The sequence below is a fragment of the Lysinibacillus sp. NPDC086135 genome (assembly GCF_044746345.1).
Lineage (GTDB): Bacteria > Bacillota > Bacilli > Bacillales_A > Planococcaceae > Lysinibacillus.
Window position 1 is genome coordinate 62983 of record NZ_JBIVCA010000021.1, and the last position, 17571, is coordinate 80553.

Below are 17571 nucleotides of genomic sequence, written 5' to 3' on the forward strand. Positions count from 1 at the left end.
GGGGTTTTCTTCATCCTCCACCGATTATTAGTCTTCATCAATCTGGCTTTTACGGACGGTACAAGATACACTACCGCCCGTTAATGTAGGATTAAAACAGAAAGGAGTTACAACATGGAAGAAATCTTGACGATTACGAATTTGACGAAGAGTTATGGTAGTAAGGAAATATTAAAAGGGATCGACTTGCACGTCTCGCGAGGAGAAATAATTGGTTATATTGGCCCGAACGGTGCAGGTAAAAGTACCACTGTCAAAATCATTTTGGGGATCGAAGGTGATTACGGTGGAAAAATTAAGCTTTTCGGAGAGAATATCGGAAAAGACAGCATTGAATATAGACGGCGAATTGGCTATGTACCAGAAATAGCAGATGTTTACGATAATTTAACTGGTTACGAGTATTTAACCTTCATCGGCCAGCTTTATGGTCTTGAATTAGAAATCGCTGCGGATAAATCAAAATCCTTAATGGAATTGTTTGGTGTTGGTGAAGCGTATCATTCAAGGATATCTTCTTATTCAAAAGGGATGCGGCAAAAGCTATTAATTATCGCTAGCCTTATACATAATCCCGATTTGTTATTTTTAGATGAACCGATCAATGGATTAGATGCGAATAGTGTGATGATCTTTAAAGAAATTTTGCTTCAACTGGCTGCCCAAGGAAAAACTATATTTTATTCCTCTCATATTATGGATGTTGTCGAAAAAATCAGTAGTCGCATCATCCTGCTGAATGATGGGAAAATTGCTGCCGATGGGACATTTGCCCAACTACAGGCAGACAATACCGAAGGAACTCTGGAAAAGATTTTCAACCAATTGACAGGCTTCCATGATCATCAGGAAATTGGTGAAAAATTCGTTTCTATTGTGCAAGAGGTATGATCATGAAAGATTTCAAAACTTTACAAGTGCTTGATAAGATACAATTTGTTTTTGTGAAAATGGGCGTCGATTATGAAATGATGAGAAAAATCCTCCATATTAAACTAACAATGGATGAACGTAAAGTACCGACAATATTTAACCAAGCATCAAATAAAAACAACAAAGAGCAAAAGAATGGCTACATCAAATCTTTATGGATTTATGTTTTAATGGGACTTATGCTAGTTCCTTTTATGGGGTTTGGTCAAAACTATCTTTTCCAAATGAGTATTGCTTATGCAATGATTATTTTTATTATCATGACAACATTGATTTCTGATTTTTCTTCGGTACTTTTGGATGTACGGGACAGAAGTATCCTATCAACCAAGCCTATCTCTGCTAAAACGATCAATGCGGCCAAGTTTATGCATATTTTCATTTACTTGACGTATTTAACTATTGCATTCACTGCCATTCCCCTTATGGTGGGCCTATATAATCAAGGGATTGTATTCTTTATTTTAACTGTGCTCTTACTAGTTTTAATTAATATTTTTATTGTTGTATTAACTGCAATTTTATATATTGCTATTTTAAGATTCTTTGATGGAGAAAAGCTGAAAGATATCATCAATTATGTACAAATCGGCTTATCATTAATGTTGATGATTGGCTATCAAGTTCTTATTAGATCCTTTGAATTCGTTAATTATGATATGGCGCTAGCATTTCATTGGTGGAGTATTTTTCTAATCCCTATGTGGTTTGCCGCTCCTTATGAACTACTACTAAACGGTGACAACTCTTTATTTACAGTGGTGTTCAGTATGTTTGCTGTCGTCATGCCAATCATCTCGATATGGCTTTATCTAAAGTTGATTCCAACTTTTGAACGAAATCTGCAAAAACTATTAAACACAAGCAAATCGAAAAAAGATAAGAACAATCGACTTAAGACTCTTTTGTTAACAATCATTTGTAGAACGAATGAAGAAAGAGCTTTCTACCGCTTTGCTTCCCTTATGATGAAACAGGAGCGAGAGTTTAAACTGAAAGTATATCCATCTTTAGGATTTTCTTTTGTCATTCCGTTTATTTTTATGTTTTCCTTTTCAAGGCACGAAGGTGTTGATTATGCCGTTAGCATGGGCTATTTAAATATTTATTTCAGCATGCTAATTATTCCTTCAGCTGTACTCATGCTTGGACATTCAGGAAAATATAAAGCAGCTTGGATCTATAAAGTCTTTCCAATCAAAGACTATACAAACTTGAAAAAAGGAAGCTTAAAAGCATTTTTGATGAAGTTGTACATTCCATTGTATATTTTTCTAAGCATCATTTTCTGCTTCATTTTTGGTACGAGAATTATCTTAGATTTACTGATTGTTTTAGTAACAAGCTGCATGTACACCGCCATTTGTTACATCGGCATGGGAAGCAACATTCCTTTCACAAAGCCCTATAATGAAGTTGGCGATGCGCAAAGTTGGAAAACACTTATATTGCTTATCCCATTAGGTGCTTTGGCGGGACTGCATTACTTCCTGACTTCTCATACTACTTATGGGGCAATCATTTACTTAATCGTGCTTGTCATCACGAATTTCGTTCTATGGAAGCTTGCCTTTAAGCGTACGAAAACGGCTTGAGCCTGAGCTCAAGCTGTTTTATTTTAAAAAGCTTTTCTCTCATATATACGAATAGATAGTAGCCATGACCCAATAAATAAAGTAATAACCGTAATGCTAGCTACAAAATACATTTGCGTTTCTTGTAAAGTCAAGAACCTTCGTGCTAATTCTCTTAATAGATCATTTATAGGAACTAGTAAACTAATTGTTAACATATAAATACCAAATAAAACACTTAAAGCAATCAATAAATATTGCGTTTTAAATTTATAGGAGATTGGAAACATGAATGATATAGCGACCATCACTAGACCAATAATAAGCAACATTTCTTTCCATATAAAAAGATCCCCTTTTCCATTTATGAGGAAATCCCCCACATAAATCATGAAGATAAATATTGTTGTAAATATCAGTGAACCTATATATTTTGAACTGACAATTTCCTTTCGCGTATATGGTAGAGAATTAAGCAGAATATTAGCATTGTCTTTTTCATCGTAAGCGAAAGCATTTAGTATAAATATTACACTATAAAGAAATCCCAAAAATAGTAGGGAGGGTACACCTGCCCATAAGTAGATTATTATAGTAGCAATGTAAAATAAAATTAATTTCTTTTGTATTAAAACATCCTTAAGTATAAGGTTAATCATCCAATTACCATCCTTTTTTCCTATATTACATACTATCTTTGAACTTAGGCTTCTTCACAATAACCGTATCTCCAAATATATTCACCACACCATTTAACAGCTGTCTCCTTCACTCATCCTCTGAATACAATAGTGTGAGCATTTCTTTGAGCTCTGCTAAGCCAATATTCATTTCTTTAGCATTTTGGATGGCAATCAATAGATTTTCTTCGATTACCTTTACTTTTCTTTCTCTCATCATTTCCGTATTTTGCTCTGAAATGAACGAACCTTTCCCCACAATAGAATAAATAAATCCGTTTTTCTCTAGCTCTTCATAAGCGCGTTTTGTCGTAATAACGCTAATTTCTAAATCTTTTGCAAGCTGTCGCATAGACGGCAATGACTGCCCCTCTTGTAATTCACCTGATAAAATTAGCTTTTTGATTTGACTATAAATTTGCTCATAAATCGGTTCTTTTGAGCTGTTTGAAATAATAATTTGCATGCAAATACCTCTTCTTTATTTTTATGTGATCAGCACAGAAGACGTTGGTTATTCTGTTAGCATGAGCAATTTTTATTTCAGCATGCTAATTATTCGTCAATTGTACTTATGTTTGGACATTCAGGGAAATATAAAGCCATTAGATTTATAATGTCTTTCCCATAAAGATTACATTGTCTATTGTTTAGAGTATAATTTTCTGCCTCACGAAAATTATCTCAGAGTTATTAAATATGTTAACATACTGTCATTTGTTATATCGGCATCGGAAGCCACGGTCGGCGATAGAACATTGTGTTTAAGCGTACTTAAACAGCTTGAGCCTACATCAACGGGCTCAAGCTGTTTTATTTCAAAAGACTTTTTTCGCATATATTCGAATAGATAGTAGCCACGATCCAACATATAAAATAATGATTGTAAAGATAGCTACAAAATACATTTGTGTTTCTTGTAAAGTCAGAAACTTTTGTATCAGTTCTCTTAATGTATCATTAAGACTAGGGAACAAATATTTAATGGTTACCAAATATATACCAAATAAAGTACCTGAAGCAATCATTAAAGATTGTGTTTTAAATTTATAACAGATTGGAAGTATGAATGATATAGCGACCATAACAAGACCGATAATTATCACTATATCTTTCAATAAAACCAATGTCTCTTTTCCGTTTAAGAAGAAATTACCTAAATAAGTAATGATTATAATTAGTGATGTATATATCAATGAACCTATATATCTCGAGCTAACAATTTGCTTTCTCGTATATGGAAGCGAATTAAGTAAAATATTAGCATTATCTTTTTCATCGTAAGAAAAGGACATGGTAATAATCGCTAAACTATATAAGAATCCTATTTTTACTAGGGACACATTTATTAATAAATAAAGAATAATAGTAGCAATGTATAATAAAATCATTTTCTTTTGTATTAAAATATCTTTAAATATAAGGTTAACCATACAATCACCATCCTTTTTTCGTATAGTACATAATATCTTCAAGCGTTGGTTTTTCCACAATAACAGAATCCCCAAATATGTTTGCCACACGATTTTTATCCGCTGTTAATGCCTCAAAGCCTGCGTTCGATTTTCGAATCGCCACAAACTCTCGTTCCGTTTCCTGATCCAATAAATTCAATGTCCCTTTGACAATAGCATATTCCTCTTCAATCTTATAAAACTCCTTCGTGAATATATGTTCACCGTTATGAACAAAGGTAATATAATCCGCAATTCGGTCTAAATCTGTTGTTATATGTGTCGAGAAGAAAATCGTTTTATCTTCATCTTGCATTAATTCATGTAGAATATTTAATAGCTCTCTACGAAATATCGGATCGAGCCCAGCAGTTGGTTCATCCATAATAATTAATTCTGCATGATGAGCTAGCGCTATGGCTAACGAAGCTTTCATCTTCATTCCCTTTGAAAAGGTCTTCATATATTTGTTCAATGGTAGTTCAAACTGATCAACATAACGTTGAAAGGCGTCATCATCCCAGTTTTTATAGGCTGGTTTAATAATCCTTTTCATATCTTTTAACGTTACATTTTCATAAAAAACGTTTTCATCATAGACAAAACCAATACGTTCCTTTATTTCTTTTTCATGCTTCTTATAATCCATCCCAAACACTGAAACAGTACCACTATCTTGCTTTAGCAAGTTCATAATCAATTTGATTGTTGTAGACTTTCCTGCACCATTGCCCCCGATAAATCCAGTTACAAAGCCCTTTTTTACGTTAATAGAGAAATCTTTTATCTGAAATCCCTTAAAAGATTTATGAACATGCTGCAATTCAATGACATTTTCCATCTTTCACCCTCCGTATGCAATAATGTAAGCATTTCCTTGAGCTCTTTAAGGCAAATACCCTTTTCTATATAATGTGTATATACTCTATATACAATATATACACATCAGACATATTTTGCAAGTAATAAATTATGATTGAAAATAAAAAAACAAAAACATGAGATTGTTAAATCACAAGCTCATGTTTGCTGTTTTTAATTATTTAGTTGATAATACTGCCAATTATGACCCCTAATTAGCTTTAGCTAACTATTTAATTGGAGCATTATTAATTGTTGATAATACTTCATTCACCTCGAAGATCTTCCCACGAATATCGGTAATGCCGAAACTTATTAATCGTTCTGAATGCATAGTTAAATATTTCTCAGCAGCTGTTTTGGTTTCAAATAAATATATCCCACCAGCTTCTTTAGTCGCAGCATTCTCAGTCCAAACCTTCCAAATCATACCCGACTCTTCGTTAATACTTTTTGCTAAATCAGCAAATGCCTCGGACATTTCTTCACCGAATGGCCCGTCCATTGTAAAATCAACTTGTAATAAATATTTCATGATTAAAACTCCCACTTTTATTTTTTCTATAACAATTAGTAATTTTTATGGTTCTTCATCATGATGTGTGGTGTTGATTTCCGTTCCGAGGGCGCTTTGTAGCTGCCGCTTCGCTTTCGCTACAGAAAACATTGTAGCTGCCGCTTCGCCTAATATAACTTGTCGTAATGATCGACAAAAGTATCGCTGTAATAATTGAAAAAAGTATCATGATTCGTTTAAACACTATCTTTCAACTACCCCTCTGAAGGATTTTTACTAGCGTTCCAACATATAATCGATAAATTGCAGCTTTTTGCCATTCATTTCGAACTTATTATCACTTATAGACACTTGTTTAAAACCATTCTTTTCAAGAACCCTTTGAGATGCAATATTATTTGTTGTTGTTTTTGCTTTAATCTTTTTGACACGGATTTCTGTTTCTAATAGTAGTTTTAAGGCTCTAGCCGCTATTCCTTTGCCCCCATATTCTTGTCCCACTCTATAACCGACTTCTGCTATATCATTCGTTGTATCTATATCTACTAAATTAATTCTTCCAACAATACTGCCTGAGTTATCTCTTATTAAGTAGAATTTCGATTTATTTTCTTGTTGTTCTGTTAAAAGCTCCCTATGTCTTATTTTAAATGTCTCAAAATTATAATAGTCTTCTCCACGACCAGGTACCATTTGTTCAAAAAATAGTCTATTATTCTTTTCAAACTCAAACAATTCTTCTGCGTCGCGTTCTTGTAAGCAAATAATTGAAATTTCCAAGCTAATTCATCCCCTCATCTTTTATGCTTTAAATCCAAATTTGGAAGATAAAAGCAAAAAATAAACTCTTTACGATATCATACCTAAGAGTTTGTTTTTAATCTATTGGAATCTTGAAATGAAGAAATGTATAACCATTCGAATAAAGAGAAAAATCAACCATCTAAATCTTTTAATCGTCTCCGAATAGTAGCTTCTGAAACGCGAAGTATTCGTGCAATTTCCCGATTACTTTTTCCAGCATCCTTTAAATGTAGCAACTTCGATTCGTTTATGGCCACTTTTGGCCGTCCATTTGAATTTCCCCCTCGCCATTCCTTATTTTTCTTTTTACTTCTCAAAAATTGCCCTAGCATTTTCTCACCTTCTCATGCGTCATAACTCTAAATTATCAGTTATATAGCCTCTTTATAAAAAAGAAAGTAGACCTATATCTACTCTCTTGATTGTTTAGGAAAAATATAAAAATAAAAAACGAAACCAATAATAATTGCGGGTGGTAAAGCAATTCCTATATTTTGGACAAATGCACTTGCAAGTAGTTTTAAAATCTCAACAATATCTTTAGATAAAATATTTTGATACTGTTCTGCATCTGTCAAACCTTTAATCATTAAGGTTACAGCAAAAATAATGATATAACTAATTAAGCTATAATTAATACTTAACTTTATTTTTTCTTTATCATCGTTCTTTTCCTCTAATAGCAATGTTTCCACGCTGATATCAAGAATCTCCGATATTTTCAGCATATTTCTCTTACTTGGATAACCATTTCCAAGTTCCCATTTGGATATAGACTTATCACTTACTTCCAAAATTTCAGCTAGTTCTTGTTGGGTGATTCCTTTTTCTTCTCGATATCTTTTTAGTTTTAAACTTAAAATATTTTTCTCCATTTTATTTCCCTCCCATTACCTTAATTTATGGTTATTATCACATATTGGGATTTCTATTTACAGGAATTTTAGAAAATAGAGAAAAATAGACCGCTATATAAAAGTGCGACAAAACTCATTAAATAGGTTTTCGTCGCACCTTTTATTGGAAATCTATCTGAAATTACCTAAACCTTATATATTATTTTTCGGAAACTCCGTATGCAACAAGCTATAGATCAACATATCTTTACATTCTCCAGTAACACTATGGCATTCAAATTGTCTTAAGCAGCCTTCTTCCTTAAAGTTGAATTTCGACAATAGTTTCTTTGAAGCTATATTTTCCTCTGTAACAATTGCCTGTATTCTTACTAAACCTAACTGATCAAATCCTATTGATAATACTGCTTTAACAGCTTCCGACATAATACCTCGATGCCAATAGTCTTCAGATAATTCATAACCAATTTCAGCTCGTTTGCCTTCAAATTCACTTAAAAAACGTGTGGTTGATTTCCGTTCCGGCTGGGCGCTTTGTTGCTGACGCTTCGCTTTCGCACAGAGCAAAGCTTCCTGGGGGCGTCCGATGAGCCGCTTCACTCGCGTTGCTCGCTCCAGGGTCTCATCTGTGACGCTAATCCCCGAGGAGTCGCCCAGCCTCCACTCCAATCAACTTATATACATAGCATACGTTTTAACTAATGTCACCCACTGCTTTTGGTGATGATCCCCATATTATCCAAAAACACAAAGAGATTTTATAGATTCCCGTTCGCTTTATTATTGATAAACAAACGAAAAAGTACATTAGCGATATAGCTGCCAATGTACTCCTAAATATTTAAATTATCTATTATTCTTTACTTATTAATATTAATTCTTCATAGCCCTTTATATGTAAGCTTATTTGTTTTTCTTTATTCCAAATACTATAAGGATAAACTAAGCTAACAACGGTTTTTCCATCTTTCAATTCTATATTGGCTCCTCGTGCATAAAAAGACTCTCCCTTTTCATTAGTTAATGCCCATTCAAAAAATTGATTTTCATCCTCGGAAAGATCTGCGTCGACCATTAAAGATACATGCATAGAGCCATTCGTAAGGGTTGCTGATTGAAGTTGAATGCCCTCAACAGCATTTTCTGCTTTAAAAGGTTGCGTTACTATCGTTGTTGGTGTCAATGTAAACGACCATTTTCCATTAACAGTGACCAAACCTTCCTTTTTCGTCGAAAAATGGATCGTTTCGATTATTAATTGAGCGTTCTCTAAGGAAGGCCATGCCATTTCGTTGGACTCTAGTAAAAGTTCTAATATCATAGATTGATCGCTTTCTTTTAGCATATTCTTGTAAGGGCTTGCCGAAATGTCTGTTGGAGCGAGAGGCTTTGTATCTGAAATAAGGGAATCAATTTCTGTTCCTTTAGAATCATACATACGATATTCGATGAATACGTCGTAAATATCTTTTATATCAATATCTTTTGGTAAAATTTCCATTGCCAACCCTACTCGATAGGCATCAGCAAATGTATTTTTAAGTGTAACCGTAACATCTTGTGAACTTTGCGATATACTAACATATTGTACCTCTCCGTTTTGACTAGCAAGTTCAATCCCAGCGTCCTCGAACCCTAGAAACGCTTTTAGTTTGGCCATTGCTGTATCATTAGACAAAATCATACCCAAAGCGAGCACTGCACATGCAGCCGCAGCTGAAATAGGCTTCAACCAACTTTTTTTTGTCTTTTTCTTGGATTGAGAGCGAATCTCTATATAGGAACGATCAAAAGCTTTTTGCACAATATCCGGTATTTCTTGTTCTCTATTCATTTCCTCATGTAAACGGTCGTCTAATGATTTTTTCATAGTAATTGTGCCCCCTCAACATAATAATTATTTTTCAAATATTGCTTTGCTCTAGAAATCCTCGACTTAATCGTCCCTTCTGATTCATGAAGAAATTCGCTAATTTCCTTTGTCGTGAGTCCATTCACATAATAAAGCGTTAAAGCAATGCGATAGCTTTCATCTAGACTTTCTAATGCCTCATCAAGTTCAAGTGAAATTTGATCTTGGTGTCGTAGTTCATGCAATGTCGTCACATTTAGTGGTACAGTACGCTGACCCTGCTTCATAAAGCGATAGCAGTTATTTAAAAGAATTCGACAAAGCCATGTATGAAAATATTTTGCTTCTTTTAGAGAATCTATTTTTTCAAACGCAGTCAGTATTGTGTCCTGTAAAAGATCTGCAATATCCTCATCTTTCAAACCAAGTCGTTTTGCTGTCCGGTAAAGCGTCATTTCGTATTGACGGATTAATTGTATAAACGCTTCTCCATCTCCCTTCTTTGCTTTTTTTACAAGAAACTCGGATCGCATATAATCACCTCTTTTTCTCTTTACATACCGTTAGAGCATTTTGATTGATAGTTAGTTGCATCGATTTATTATTTTATTACACTAAAAAACCGACGAAATAAAGGTCGGTTGCCGCCTGCTATTAATTTAAAACGATTAACACTGTTTACTCTCCCGAAATAGGTATTTCCGATCTGTTCAAGGTTTTATAAAGTTGTCGAAAAATTGAAGGACTATAAGCCCCTATTTTGTCACAAAATAAGTAACAAGTCTCTCAATATATTATTGACATTCCTGCTTCATTCCATAATACTATACTTAAAATTTGAGTTTTTTTAGGTATAAAGTTCCGACAAAACTCAAAGGAGGAAACTATTTGAAAACCAGAAGCATTAAGCGACGATTATTGTTTTTTACATTAAGTTTGCTGTTATTGTCATCCGTAGTTAATTCCGTATTAGGTGTATGGATTGTTGGAAAAAATAGTAAAGAAGTTTTAATTGAAAAAGCTAATGAACAGGTCTATGAAATCGCCAAGCAAGCTGAAACTATATTAAATTCTGAGAACGATCCCATCCCATCTTTACAAGATTTTGTGGAATCAAAAGAACAACAAGAGAATGTGACTTATGCTATTGTCATTGATAACAATGTAAAAGCTGTAGCGCATAGTGATAAAGGGAAATTAGGAAAAACATATGAGGATGCATACACAATCGATGGTGCTAAACACGGAAAAAAGCAATTTAAGAGATGGTATGCTGAAGTTCAAGATATTTGGACATACGACATCATGGAGCCTATATATAAAGATGGTGAACTTTATGGCGTAATTGACATTGGGGTGCCTGAAAGCGGCATTCAATCTATTACAAACTCTGTACTAGGCTATCAGATTGTTACAGGCATAGTGAGTTTTATCATTATAGGTACTTTAATGTGGTGGATTATTGGTCGCATTGTTGCTGCCATTAAGAATCTCGAAAAGGTTATTCATCAAACTGCAAGCTTAGACTTTACTGAAAATCCTGAGTTAGATAAGCTATTAAATCATCAAGATGAAATTGGTCTTATGGCAAAAGGCATCTCTAGCATGCGCTCTGCATTAAAGAATGTTACCGTCAACATACATAACACTAGTTCCGAGTTATCAGATTCCTCTAACATTCTTATTCAAATCGCAGAAGATACGGTACGTACGACTGACGAAATTAGCTCAGCCATTAATGAAATGGCAAAAGCTACAGAAGAGCAAGCTCATGATACAGAAAAAAGTGCAGAACAATTAAATCAACTATCTGGAAATATTGATCGTGTTATTGAGCATACAGAGAAGATCGCTTCTATGACAGAAGATATTGGTCATTTAAGTAATCAAGGTGTAGAAACTGTCAACCAACTCTCTGTTTGGTCAGAGAAAAATCGCGAATCTTCACAACAGGTAAGTAACATCGTTCAAGAAGTAGATAAAACTTCATCTGATATATCAAGTATCGTTAATACAATTACAGATATCGCAACTCAAACAAATTTATTAGCTCTGAATGCATCCATTGAGTCCGCTCGCGTCGGTGAAGCCGGTAAAGGTTTCGCGGTTGTCGCTGATGAAATTCGAAAATTATCGGAACAGACATCTAATGCTACTGAGGATATTAAGAATAAAATCTCTGCAATTCAGGATATTTCTAAAAGTGCTGTGCAGGAAATTAGTACAAGTCTTAGTATTGTCGAACAAAATGCAAAAGCTACAAAGGATACTAGCGAAATCTTTCATACAATAAAGGTAGCGCTAGATCAAACGAGTGAAGTGGCACAAGGGGTGAAACATTTATCTCATGAGATGGATGAACGCAAGGAGCAAATCATTAGTGCCGTACAAAACATATCTGCTTCTGCAGTAGAAACCTCTGCTGGAACAGAACAAGTTTCCGCTTCCGCAAATGAACAACTTAAAAGCATTGAGACTGTCTCTGAAAAAGCTAAAGACCTAAATGCTATTTCCGATGCTTTAAGAGACGAAATGAAAAAATTCACTATTTAATATAAAAAAGCTGATTCAATTATGAATCAGCTTTTTTAGCACATATCTCTATATCAATTTACTTTCTTTCAGTAAATCATAGATGATTGTGTCTTTCGTTTTATGAATACCAAATTTACCTATTTGTTTTAACATAAATGGAGCATCTACATCTGTTAATTTTTTACCATCAAGTAAACGAGCAGTTGAAGATAATAAAGTACGAATGTCAAAAGTAGATGCAAATACTTCTGGAACGCCTCGATCAATATCTAATAATTGATAAACTGCTTCCATCGCTGTTCTCACTGAATACTCAGTTGTAAATACAGTGTCTCTTTCTGTTTCACTAAAGTTTCCAATGAAGGCTAGGTTAGCAGATCCATTAGGGACAACTAAAGGACGATCTCCCATTGCTCTAGGCATGAAGTAAGATGTTATATAAGGCATGTAACATGGGATTGTATTACAAGAATTTTGTGCTATATCCGGTATTTCGTCTACAGGCACACCCATATGGTATAACCACTCTTGTGCGATCTCAATTCCTGAACATTCCGTGATACTCTTTTTAATAAAATCACCTGGTTTATTAGATAGTAAACCATAAATCCAAACTACTAATTGGTCTTTTGGTTGATTTTTAAAATGCGGTTGTCGGTTCAGCGTATAACTTAGCATCCAATTAGAATCTGTAGCCGTTACAATACCACCTGTAACTACCTTGCCTGCATACGGATCTCTTTTACTAATTTTTTCAATATACGGAGCAACTCGATCATCCAAAGTAGTTAGTGTCGCTGAAACAAACCAACTTTCTTCTGGAAGGTTATCGCAGAATTTTTCTGGTTTACCAAAATCAGAATCTTGGGAAGCGATGTTTTTCCAAAGTGACCAACTTCCTCCTAAATCAGTACTTATAGGGGCTGGTGTATTGTTGTCACCATAAGTTGTACTCTCCGTGATACTACCATTTGTTACAAACACTAATTCATTTTCTGTTAGCTCAATATTCTTTTTCACACCATTTTGTTTTAACACTAAAGTATGGGCTACTTTTTTATCGCCAACTTTATCAACTAAAACATTCTCTACAACCGTATTGAATTGGAAATCAACATTATGACCTTCCAAATATTTAATCATAGGAAGTACTAAAGATTCGTACTGATTATATTTTGTAAATTTCAAAGCAGATAAATCAGGTAGACCCCCAACATGATGAATGAAACGCATAATATAACGACGCATTTCCATTGCAGAATGCCATTTTTCAAAAGCAAACATCGTAGACCAATATAGCCAGAAATTCGATTCAAAGAACTCTTCAGAGAAAACATCTGTAATTTTTACATCCTCTAATTTCTCCTCAGGAGTAAAGAATAATTTAATCATTTCTTCAGATGCTTTATCAGATAATGTAAACTTGCCATCATCCTCAAGTCTTTGTCCTCTATTATCCATCAATCTACATTTTGAATAGTTAGGATCCTCTTTATTTAACCAATAAAATTCATCTAAAACAGAAGCGTTTTCTATTTCTAATGATGGGATTGAACGGAATAGATCCCATAGACATTCAAAATGATCTTCCATTTCTCGACCACCGCGAATAATAAAGCCTCTTGTCGGATTTAAAATACCATCAAGGCTACCACCTGAGATATCTAGTTCTTCGAGAATATGAATATTCTCTCCCTTCATTTGACCATCACGAATTAAAAAACATGCGGCTGAAAGTGAAGCTAACCCCGAACCAACAAGATACGCTGATTTCTCATCAACACCCTCTGGTTTTTTAGGACGTGCAAAAGCCTCATAATTACCATTACTGTAATACATAATACCGCCTCCATAAACTATTATCGTGATATAGCATACCATTATTTTGCACGGTAATGGTAAAATGAGAGAGAAATTAACAAATAATTCAATTTTAAAGCTAAACTTTAAATATACTATACCCTATTATTTGACATAACAATTCATTGCATTTTTATAAATTATTCATCAATATCTTTATATCAAAGGGATTATGCAATACTTGAAAATTAGATTGCCCTTGTAGAGATAACCTATAAAGCACTTGGATTATTGTATGATTTCCTTCTATAAGATTAACTATAAAGCTGTAAAAGTATACAAACTTTTAAAGGTAGCCTCGCATAATTATTATAGTAAGAAAATAAAAAAGTTGATGATTCAACGGCCACATTTTCTATTCGAATTTATTATTATTTAAATAATTTAACTATCTACACTTCCCTCTTGAGATTCGCTTAATGTAAGCTCTTATAGCAAATTCAAATATGTAAAAATAAACAAAATTAATATATATTCAAAAATAATGTTTGACAATCTTTTAGGGTGCTATGTAGAATAGGACAAGTGATTATGAGAATCATTATCAATTAAGGTGAACCATTATTTTTTTATTGATGATTGAGAATGAATCTCATTTCAACGAATATATGTTGTTAGTTAGGATGGTAACGGATGGAAGCAAGCGCGAGGAGCATAGAACAACAAGAAACGAATATGAAAAAGATTAAGAGCAGACCGCTTATTGCTTCTATTATTTTAATAGTAGGTACGATTTTATTAGCTTTAAGTATGAGCATGTCCATTTCATTTGGGGCTGCAGATATTAGCTTAAAAACTGTTTGGCAAGCTGTTTTTCAATTCGATGATTCACTTACACATCATAATGTCATTTGGGAGCTTCGTATTCCTAGAGCAATTGGAGGCGTAGTCGCTGGTACGTTTCTAGCAGTATCCGGAGCAATTATGCAAGGTATGACACGAAACCCTCTTGCCTCACCTTCTTTAATGGGTATTACAGATGGTGCGGTATTTGGAATTGCAATTACGTATGCATTTTTCCCTAATTCCCCATACATAATGTTTGTTCTTGCTTCTTTCATTGGTGCCGCGTTTGGCGCAAGTATTGTATATGGTGTGGGTGCATCCTCACCCGGAGGGCTCACACCTGTGAAGTTAGCGTTAGCTGGTGCAGCGATTAGTGCACTGCTTGGGGCCATATCTTCTAGTATTGCACTTTATTTCAATCTTGCCCAAGAGATAAGCATGTGGAATGCAGGAGGCGTTTCAGGTGTGAAATGGGTAAGTATTGATATGTTGCTACCGATAGGGCTTGTTTGTCTTGTTATAGCAATTATAATGTCGAGATACATCACCATCTTAAGTTTCGGCGAAGAAATTGCGATTGGGCTTGGACAAAATACAACCTTAATTAAATTTATTGGCACTGTACTTGTGCTTGTTTTAACGGGTTCAGCAGTATCTATGGCAGGTTCTGTTGGATTTGTTGGACTTGTTATCCCACATATGACGCGTTTTCTTGTCGGATCTGATTATAGATGGGTCATTCCATGTTCAGCAGTATTAGGTGGTTTGTTAATAGAATGTGCAGATATGTTATCTCGTGTTATCAATCCTCCATTTGAAACGCCAATTGGTGCAATTACAGCTTTAATTGGTGTTCCATTCTTCCTTTACTTAGCTCGTAATGAAGGGAGAGGGAAAATATGAGGCAAAGTATCTTAACTAAAAAGAATATTTCAGTTTTAGCCATTTTAGCTTGCCTAATTGTGTCGGTATTCTTAATTAGCTTAAATACAGGAACGTTTAAAATACCACCAATAGATGTATTAAAATCGTTAATTGGGTTAGGGGCTGAAGATCAATCTGTCATTTTATTCGAGTTTCGTATGCCTCGAATGATTATCGCGATTTTAGTTGGCTCAGCGCTAGCGATATCAGGGGCTATCATGCAAGGCTTATCTAGAAATCCACTTGCTGACCCTGGAATTATTGGTATAAATGCTGGTGCTGGATTAACAGTTGTTGTTTTCGTCTATTTTTTCTTCGGGAAAGTTGAGACCGGTACGCTAATATCCGTATTCATTCTTCCGTTATTTGCGCTAGTTGGTGCTTTATTAGCAGCGGTTATTATTTATACACTTGCTTGGAAGAACGGTGTTTCATCCACTCGTTTAATTCTTGTAGGTATTGCAGTCGCAGCAGGATTTAGTGCTGTTAGTTTAATCTTCTCCATGAAAATGACTTCAAATGATTTTCGTTTTGCAACCATTTGGTTAGCAGGAAGTTTATGGGGAACAGATTGGAAGTTTGTATTAAGTGCACTCCCATGGATGCTCATATTTCTACCAATTGCATTTTGCAAGGCACCTATATTGAATGTAATGAATTTAGGAGATGCAGCAGCGGTTGGCCTTGGTGTAAATGTAGAAAAGGAAAGACGTAAATTATTATTTATCGCCGTTTGTTTGGCTGGCGCATCGGTAGCTGTTGCTGGTGGCATTGGATTTATCGGATTAATGGCACCTCACCTCGCAAGGCGCCTTGTTGGAGGAAAACATCAAATTATGTTACCTACAGCAGCATTAATTGGTACTTTTTTATTACTATTTGCAGATTTAATTTCAAGAAGTGTACTAACAACTTCAGAAATACCAGTCGGTCTTGTTATTTCTATTATTGGTGCACCCTATTTTATTTATTTACTTATGAGGACAAAGTAAAAGGAGTCTTTTTTGATGGTAACTTTAGCAGTTGATACGGTATCCGTTGGCTATAATGAAGGATTAATAATAGACGGATTATCAGTGGCGATTCCCGAAGGAAAGATAACAACGATTATTGGACCTAATGGATGTGGGAAATCTACATTGTTAAAAACAGCTTCTCGTATTTTAAAGGCAAAACAAGGGACTGTTTATCTTGATGGAAAAGCAATTGACAAACAGTCAACAAAAGAAATTGCCAAGAAAATGGCAATTTTACCGCAGACAGCAGAAGTGCCAATGGGTCTTACTGTGTTTGAGCTTGTTTCATATGGTCGCTTTCCACACCAAAATGGATTTGGCACACTGAAAGAAGAAGATTATCGCTTCATCCATTGGGCACTTGAAGTGACAGGGATGACAGAGTTTGCAAACCGTTCGGCAGAAGCTTTATCAGGTGGCCAACGTCAACGAGTATGGATTGCAATGGCACTTGCTCAAGGAACGGACTTACTTGTATTAGATGAGCCGACAACTTACTTAGATATGGCCCACCAACTAGAAATTTTAACGTTATTGAAAAAATTAAATCAAGAAGAAGGCCGTACAATCGTTATGGTCATTCATGATTTAAACCATGCTTCTCGTTTTTCTGATCATATGATTGCTTTAAAGGCTGGTAAACTGATTCACCAGGGAACTCCAGATGAAGTGATGACAAGTAAGACACTTCGAAATGTATTTGAAATTGAAGCACTAATCGTTTCATGCCCTGTAAACAGGAAGCCAATTTGTTTAACTTACGATTTAACAACGATTAATAATCTAGAGCAAATAAAAGCATAAAGGAAGGAACACTCCTCCTTTCTTCAAATAGATAGAGAAGGAGCATTCTAATGGGCGTTGAGCTTCTCATTTTAGCCTAAGAAGTTGAACACCCATTAGAATGAAATGGGTCAC

At 34.7% G+C, this 17571-nt stretch carries 18 protein-coding genes; 6 read left to right on the forward strand and 12 right to left on the reverse strand.

What is annotated here, in order from left to right:
• Positions 1–114 precede the first annotated feature (114 nt).
• Positions 115–891, forward strand: coding sequence for an ABC transporter ATP-binding protein (locus ACIPKN_RS22180; protein ID WP_400940263.1), 777 nt, complete (start codon positions 115–117; stop codon positions 889–891).
• Between the two features lie 2 nt (positions 892–893).
• Complete coding sequence (locus ACIPKN_RS22185) at positions 894–2528, forward strand: hypothetical protein (RefSeq protein ID WP_400940266.1); 1635 nt, start codon at positions 894–896, stop codon at positions 2526–2528.
• Positions 2529–2551: 23 nt separating this feature from the next.
• Here ACIPKN_RS22185 and ACIPKN_RS22190 read toward each other — a convergent pair whose 3' ends face one another.
• The 11 genes from ACIPKN_RS22190 to ACIPKN_RS22240 form a co-directional block, all read right to left on the reverse strand.
• The gene (locus ACIPKN_RS22190) at positions 2552–3166 is read right to left on the reverse strand and encodes an ABC-2 transporter permease (protein ID WP_400940268.1); all 615 of its coding nucleotides are present in this window, start codon (positions 3164–3166) and stop codon (positions 2552–2554) included.
• A 109-nt stretch (positions 3167–3275) separates the two neighbouring features.
• Complete coding sequence (locus ACIPKN_RS22195; RefSeq protein ID WP_400940270.1) at positions 3276–3653, reverse strand: GntR family transcriptional regulator; 378 nt, start codon at positions 3651–3653, stop codon at positions 3276–3278.
• Between the two features lie 352 nt (positions 3654–4005).
• Complete coding sequence (locus ACIPKN_RS22200; RefSeq protein WP_400940272.1) at positions 4006–4620, reverse strand: ABC-2 transporter permease; 615 nt, start codon at positions 4618–4620, stop codon at positions 4006–4008.
• A 4-nt stretch (positions 4621–4624) separates the two neighbouring features.
• The gene (locus tag ACIPKN_RS22205; RefSeq protein WP_400940275.1) at positions 4625–5482 is read right to left on the reverse strand and encodes an ABC transporter ATP-binding protein; all 858 of its coding nucleotides are present in this window, start codon (positions 5480–5482) and stop codon (positions 4625–4627) included.
• Positions 5483–5731: 249 nt separating this feature from the next.
• Positions 5732–6037 carry a monooxygenase gene (locus ACIPKN_RS22210; RefSeq protein WP_400940277.1) on the reverse strand — a complete coding sequence of 102 codons (306 nt, stop codon included), beginning with the start codon at positions 6035–6037 and terminating at the stop codon, positions 5732–5734.
• A 258-nt stretch (positions 6038–6295) separates the two neighbouring features.
• Complete coding sequence (locus ACIPKN_RS22215; protein ID WP_400940280.1) at positions 6296–6799, reverse strand: GNAT family N-acetyltransferase; 504 nt, start codon at positions 6797–6799, stop codon at positions 6296–6298.
• Positions 6800–6954: 155 nt separating this feature from the next.
• Positions 6955–7155 (reverse strand): helix-turn-helix domain-containing protein, encoded by a 201-nt coding sequence (locus ACIPKN_RS22220; protein WP_400940283.1) that lies wholly within the window; start codon positions 7153–7155, stop codon positions 6955–6957.
• 78 nt (positions 7156–7233) lie between these two features.
• Entirely contained in the window at positions 7234–7698 is a 465-nt protein-coding gene (locus tag ACIPKN_RS22225) for a helix-turn-helix transcriptional regulator (protein ID WP_400940286.1), read from the reverse strand.
• A 174-nt stretch (positions 7699–7872) separates the two neighbouring features.
• Positions 7873–8280 (reverse strand): GNAT family N-acetyltransferase, encoded by a 408-nt coding sequence (locus tag ACIPKN_RS22230; protein ID WP_400940288.1) that lies wholly within the window; start codon positions 8278–8280, stop codon positions 7873–7875.
• A 253-nt stretch (positions 8281–8533) separates the two neighbouring features.
• Positions 8534–9550: a DUF4179 domain-containing protein gene (locus ACIPKN_RS22235; RefSeq protein WP_400940290.1), complete on the reverse strand. Its 1017-nt coding sequence runs from the start codon at positions 9548–9550 to the stop codon at positions 8534–8536.
• Positions 9547–10065: an RNA polymerase sigma factor gene (locus tag ACIPKN_RS22240; protein ID WP_400940292.1), complete on the reverse strand. Its 519-nt coding sequence runs from the start codon at positions 10063–10065 to the stop codon at positions 9547–9549. The genes ACIPKN_RS22235 and ACIPKN_RS22240 overlap by 4 nt, the downstream gene beginning before the upstream one ends.
• 355 nt (positions 10066–10420) lie before the next feature.
• Here ACIPKN_RS22240 and ACIPKN_RS22245 point away from each other — a divergent pair, with 355 nt between their 5' ends.
• Positions 10421–12085, forward strand: a complete 1665-nt coding sequence (locus ACIPKN_RS22245; protein WP_400940295.1) for a methyl-accepting chemotaxis protein — start codon at positions 10421–10423, stop codon at positions 12083–12085.
• A gap of 48 nt (positions 12086–12133) precedes the next feature.
• Here the strand turns inward: ACIPKN_RS22245 and ACIPKN_RS22250 are convergent, their stop codons facing one another.
• On the reverse strand, positions 12134–13906 hold the full coding sequence (locus ACIPKN_RS22250; RefSeq protein ID WP_400940297.1) for an oleate hydratase: 1773 nt from the start codon (positions 13904–13906) through the stop codon (positions 12134–12136).
• A gap of 654 nt (positions 13907–14560) precedes the next feature.
• Here ACIPKN_RS22250 and ACIPKN_RS22255 point away from each other — a divergent pair.
• From ACIPKN_RS22255 to ACIPKN_RS22265, 3 genes are read left to right on the forward strand one after another with little or no spacing between them, the layout of a single operon-like run.
• Positions 14561–15616 (forward strand): FecCD family ABC transporter permease, encoded by a 1056-nt coding sequence (locus ACIPKN_RS22255; protein WP_400940299.1) that lies wholly within the window; start codon positions 14561–14563, stop codon positions 15614–15616.
• Positions 15613–16629: a FecCD family ABC transporter permease gene (locus tag ACIPKN_RS22260; RefSeq protein WP_400940301.1), complete on the forward strand. Its 1017-nt coding sequence runs from the start codon at positions 15613–15615 to the stop codon at positions 16627–16629. Before ACIPKN_RS22255 ends, ACIPKN_RS22260 begins: the two co-directional genes overlap by 4 nt.
• Before the next feature lie 15 nt (positions 16630–16644).
• Positions 16645–17457 (forward strand): ABC transporter ATP-binding protein, encoded by an 813-nt coding sequence (locus tag ACIPKN_RS22265; RefSeq protein ID WP_400940304.1) that lies wholly within the window; start codon positions 16645–16647, stop codon positions 17455–17457.
• The last annotated feature ends 114 nt before the right edge of the window (positions 17458–17571 follow it).

Bases quoted from the DNA above. Each gene is read 5' to 3' on its own strand.
- ACIPKN_RS22185 (WP_400940266.1), top strand. From the start codon at position 894: ATGAAAGATTTCAAAACTTTACAAGTGCTTGATAAGATACAATTTGTT.
- ACIPKN_RS22210 (WP_400940277.1), bottom strand. From the start codon at position 6,037: ATGAAATATTTATTACAAGTTGATTTTACAATGGACGGGCCATTCGGT.
- ACIPKN_RS22200 (WP_400940272.1), bottom strand. From the start codon at position 4,620: ATGGTTAACCTTATATTTAAAGATATTTTAATACAAAAGAAAATGATT.
- ACIPKN_RS22225 (WP_400940286.1), bottom strand. From the start codon at position 7,698: ATGGAGAAAAATATTTTAAGTTTAAAACTAAAAAGATATCGAGAAGAA.
- ACIPKN_RS22235 (WP_400940290.1), bottom strand. From the start codon at position 9,550: ATGAAAAAATCATTAGACGACCGTTTACATGAGGAAATGAATAGAGAA.
- ACIPKN_RS22265 (WP_400940304.1), top strand. From the start codon at position 16,645: ATGGTAACTTTAGCAGTTGATACGGTATCCGTTGGCTATAATGAAGGA.
- ACIPKN_RS22190 (WP_400940268.1), bottom strand. From the start codon at position 3,166: ATGATTAACCTTATACTTAAGGATGTTTTAATACAAAAGAAATTAATT.
- ACIPKN_RS22205 (WP_400940275.1), bottom strand. From the start codon at position 5,482: ATGGAAAATGTCATTGAATTGCAGCATGTTCATAAATCTTTTAAGGGA.
- ACIPKN_RS22255 (WP_400940299.1), top strand. From the start codon at position 14,561: ATGGAAGCAAGCGCGAGGAGCATAGAACAACAAGAAACGAATATGAAA.
- ACIPKN_RS22180 (WP_400940263.1), top strand. From the start codon at position 115: ATGGAAGAAATCTTGACGATTACGAATTTGACGAAGAGTTATGGTAGT.
- ACIPKN_RS22220 (WP_400940283.1), bottom strand. From the start codon at position 7,155: ATGCTAGGGCAATTTTTGAGAAGTAAAAAGAAAAATAAGGAATGGCGA.
- ACIPKN_RS22250 (WP_400940297.1), bottom strand. From the start codon at position 13,906: ATGTATTACAGTAATGGTAATTATGAGGCTTTTGCACGTCCTAAAAAA.
- ACIPKN_RS22260 (WP_400940301.1), top strand. From the start codon at position 15,613: ATGAGGCAAAGTATCTTAACTAAAAAGAATATTTCAGTTTTAGCCATT.
- ACIPKN_RS22240 (WP_400940292.1), bottom strand. From the start codon at position 10,065: ATGCGATCCGAGTTTCTTGTAAAAAAAGCAAAGAAGGGAGATGGAGAA.
- ACIPKN_RS22195 (WP_400940270.1), bottom strand. From the start codon at position 3,653: ATGCAAATTATTATTTCAAACAGCTCAAAAGAACCGATTTATGAGCAA.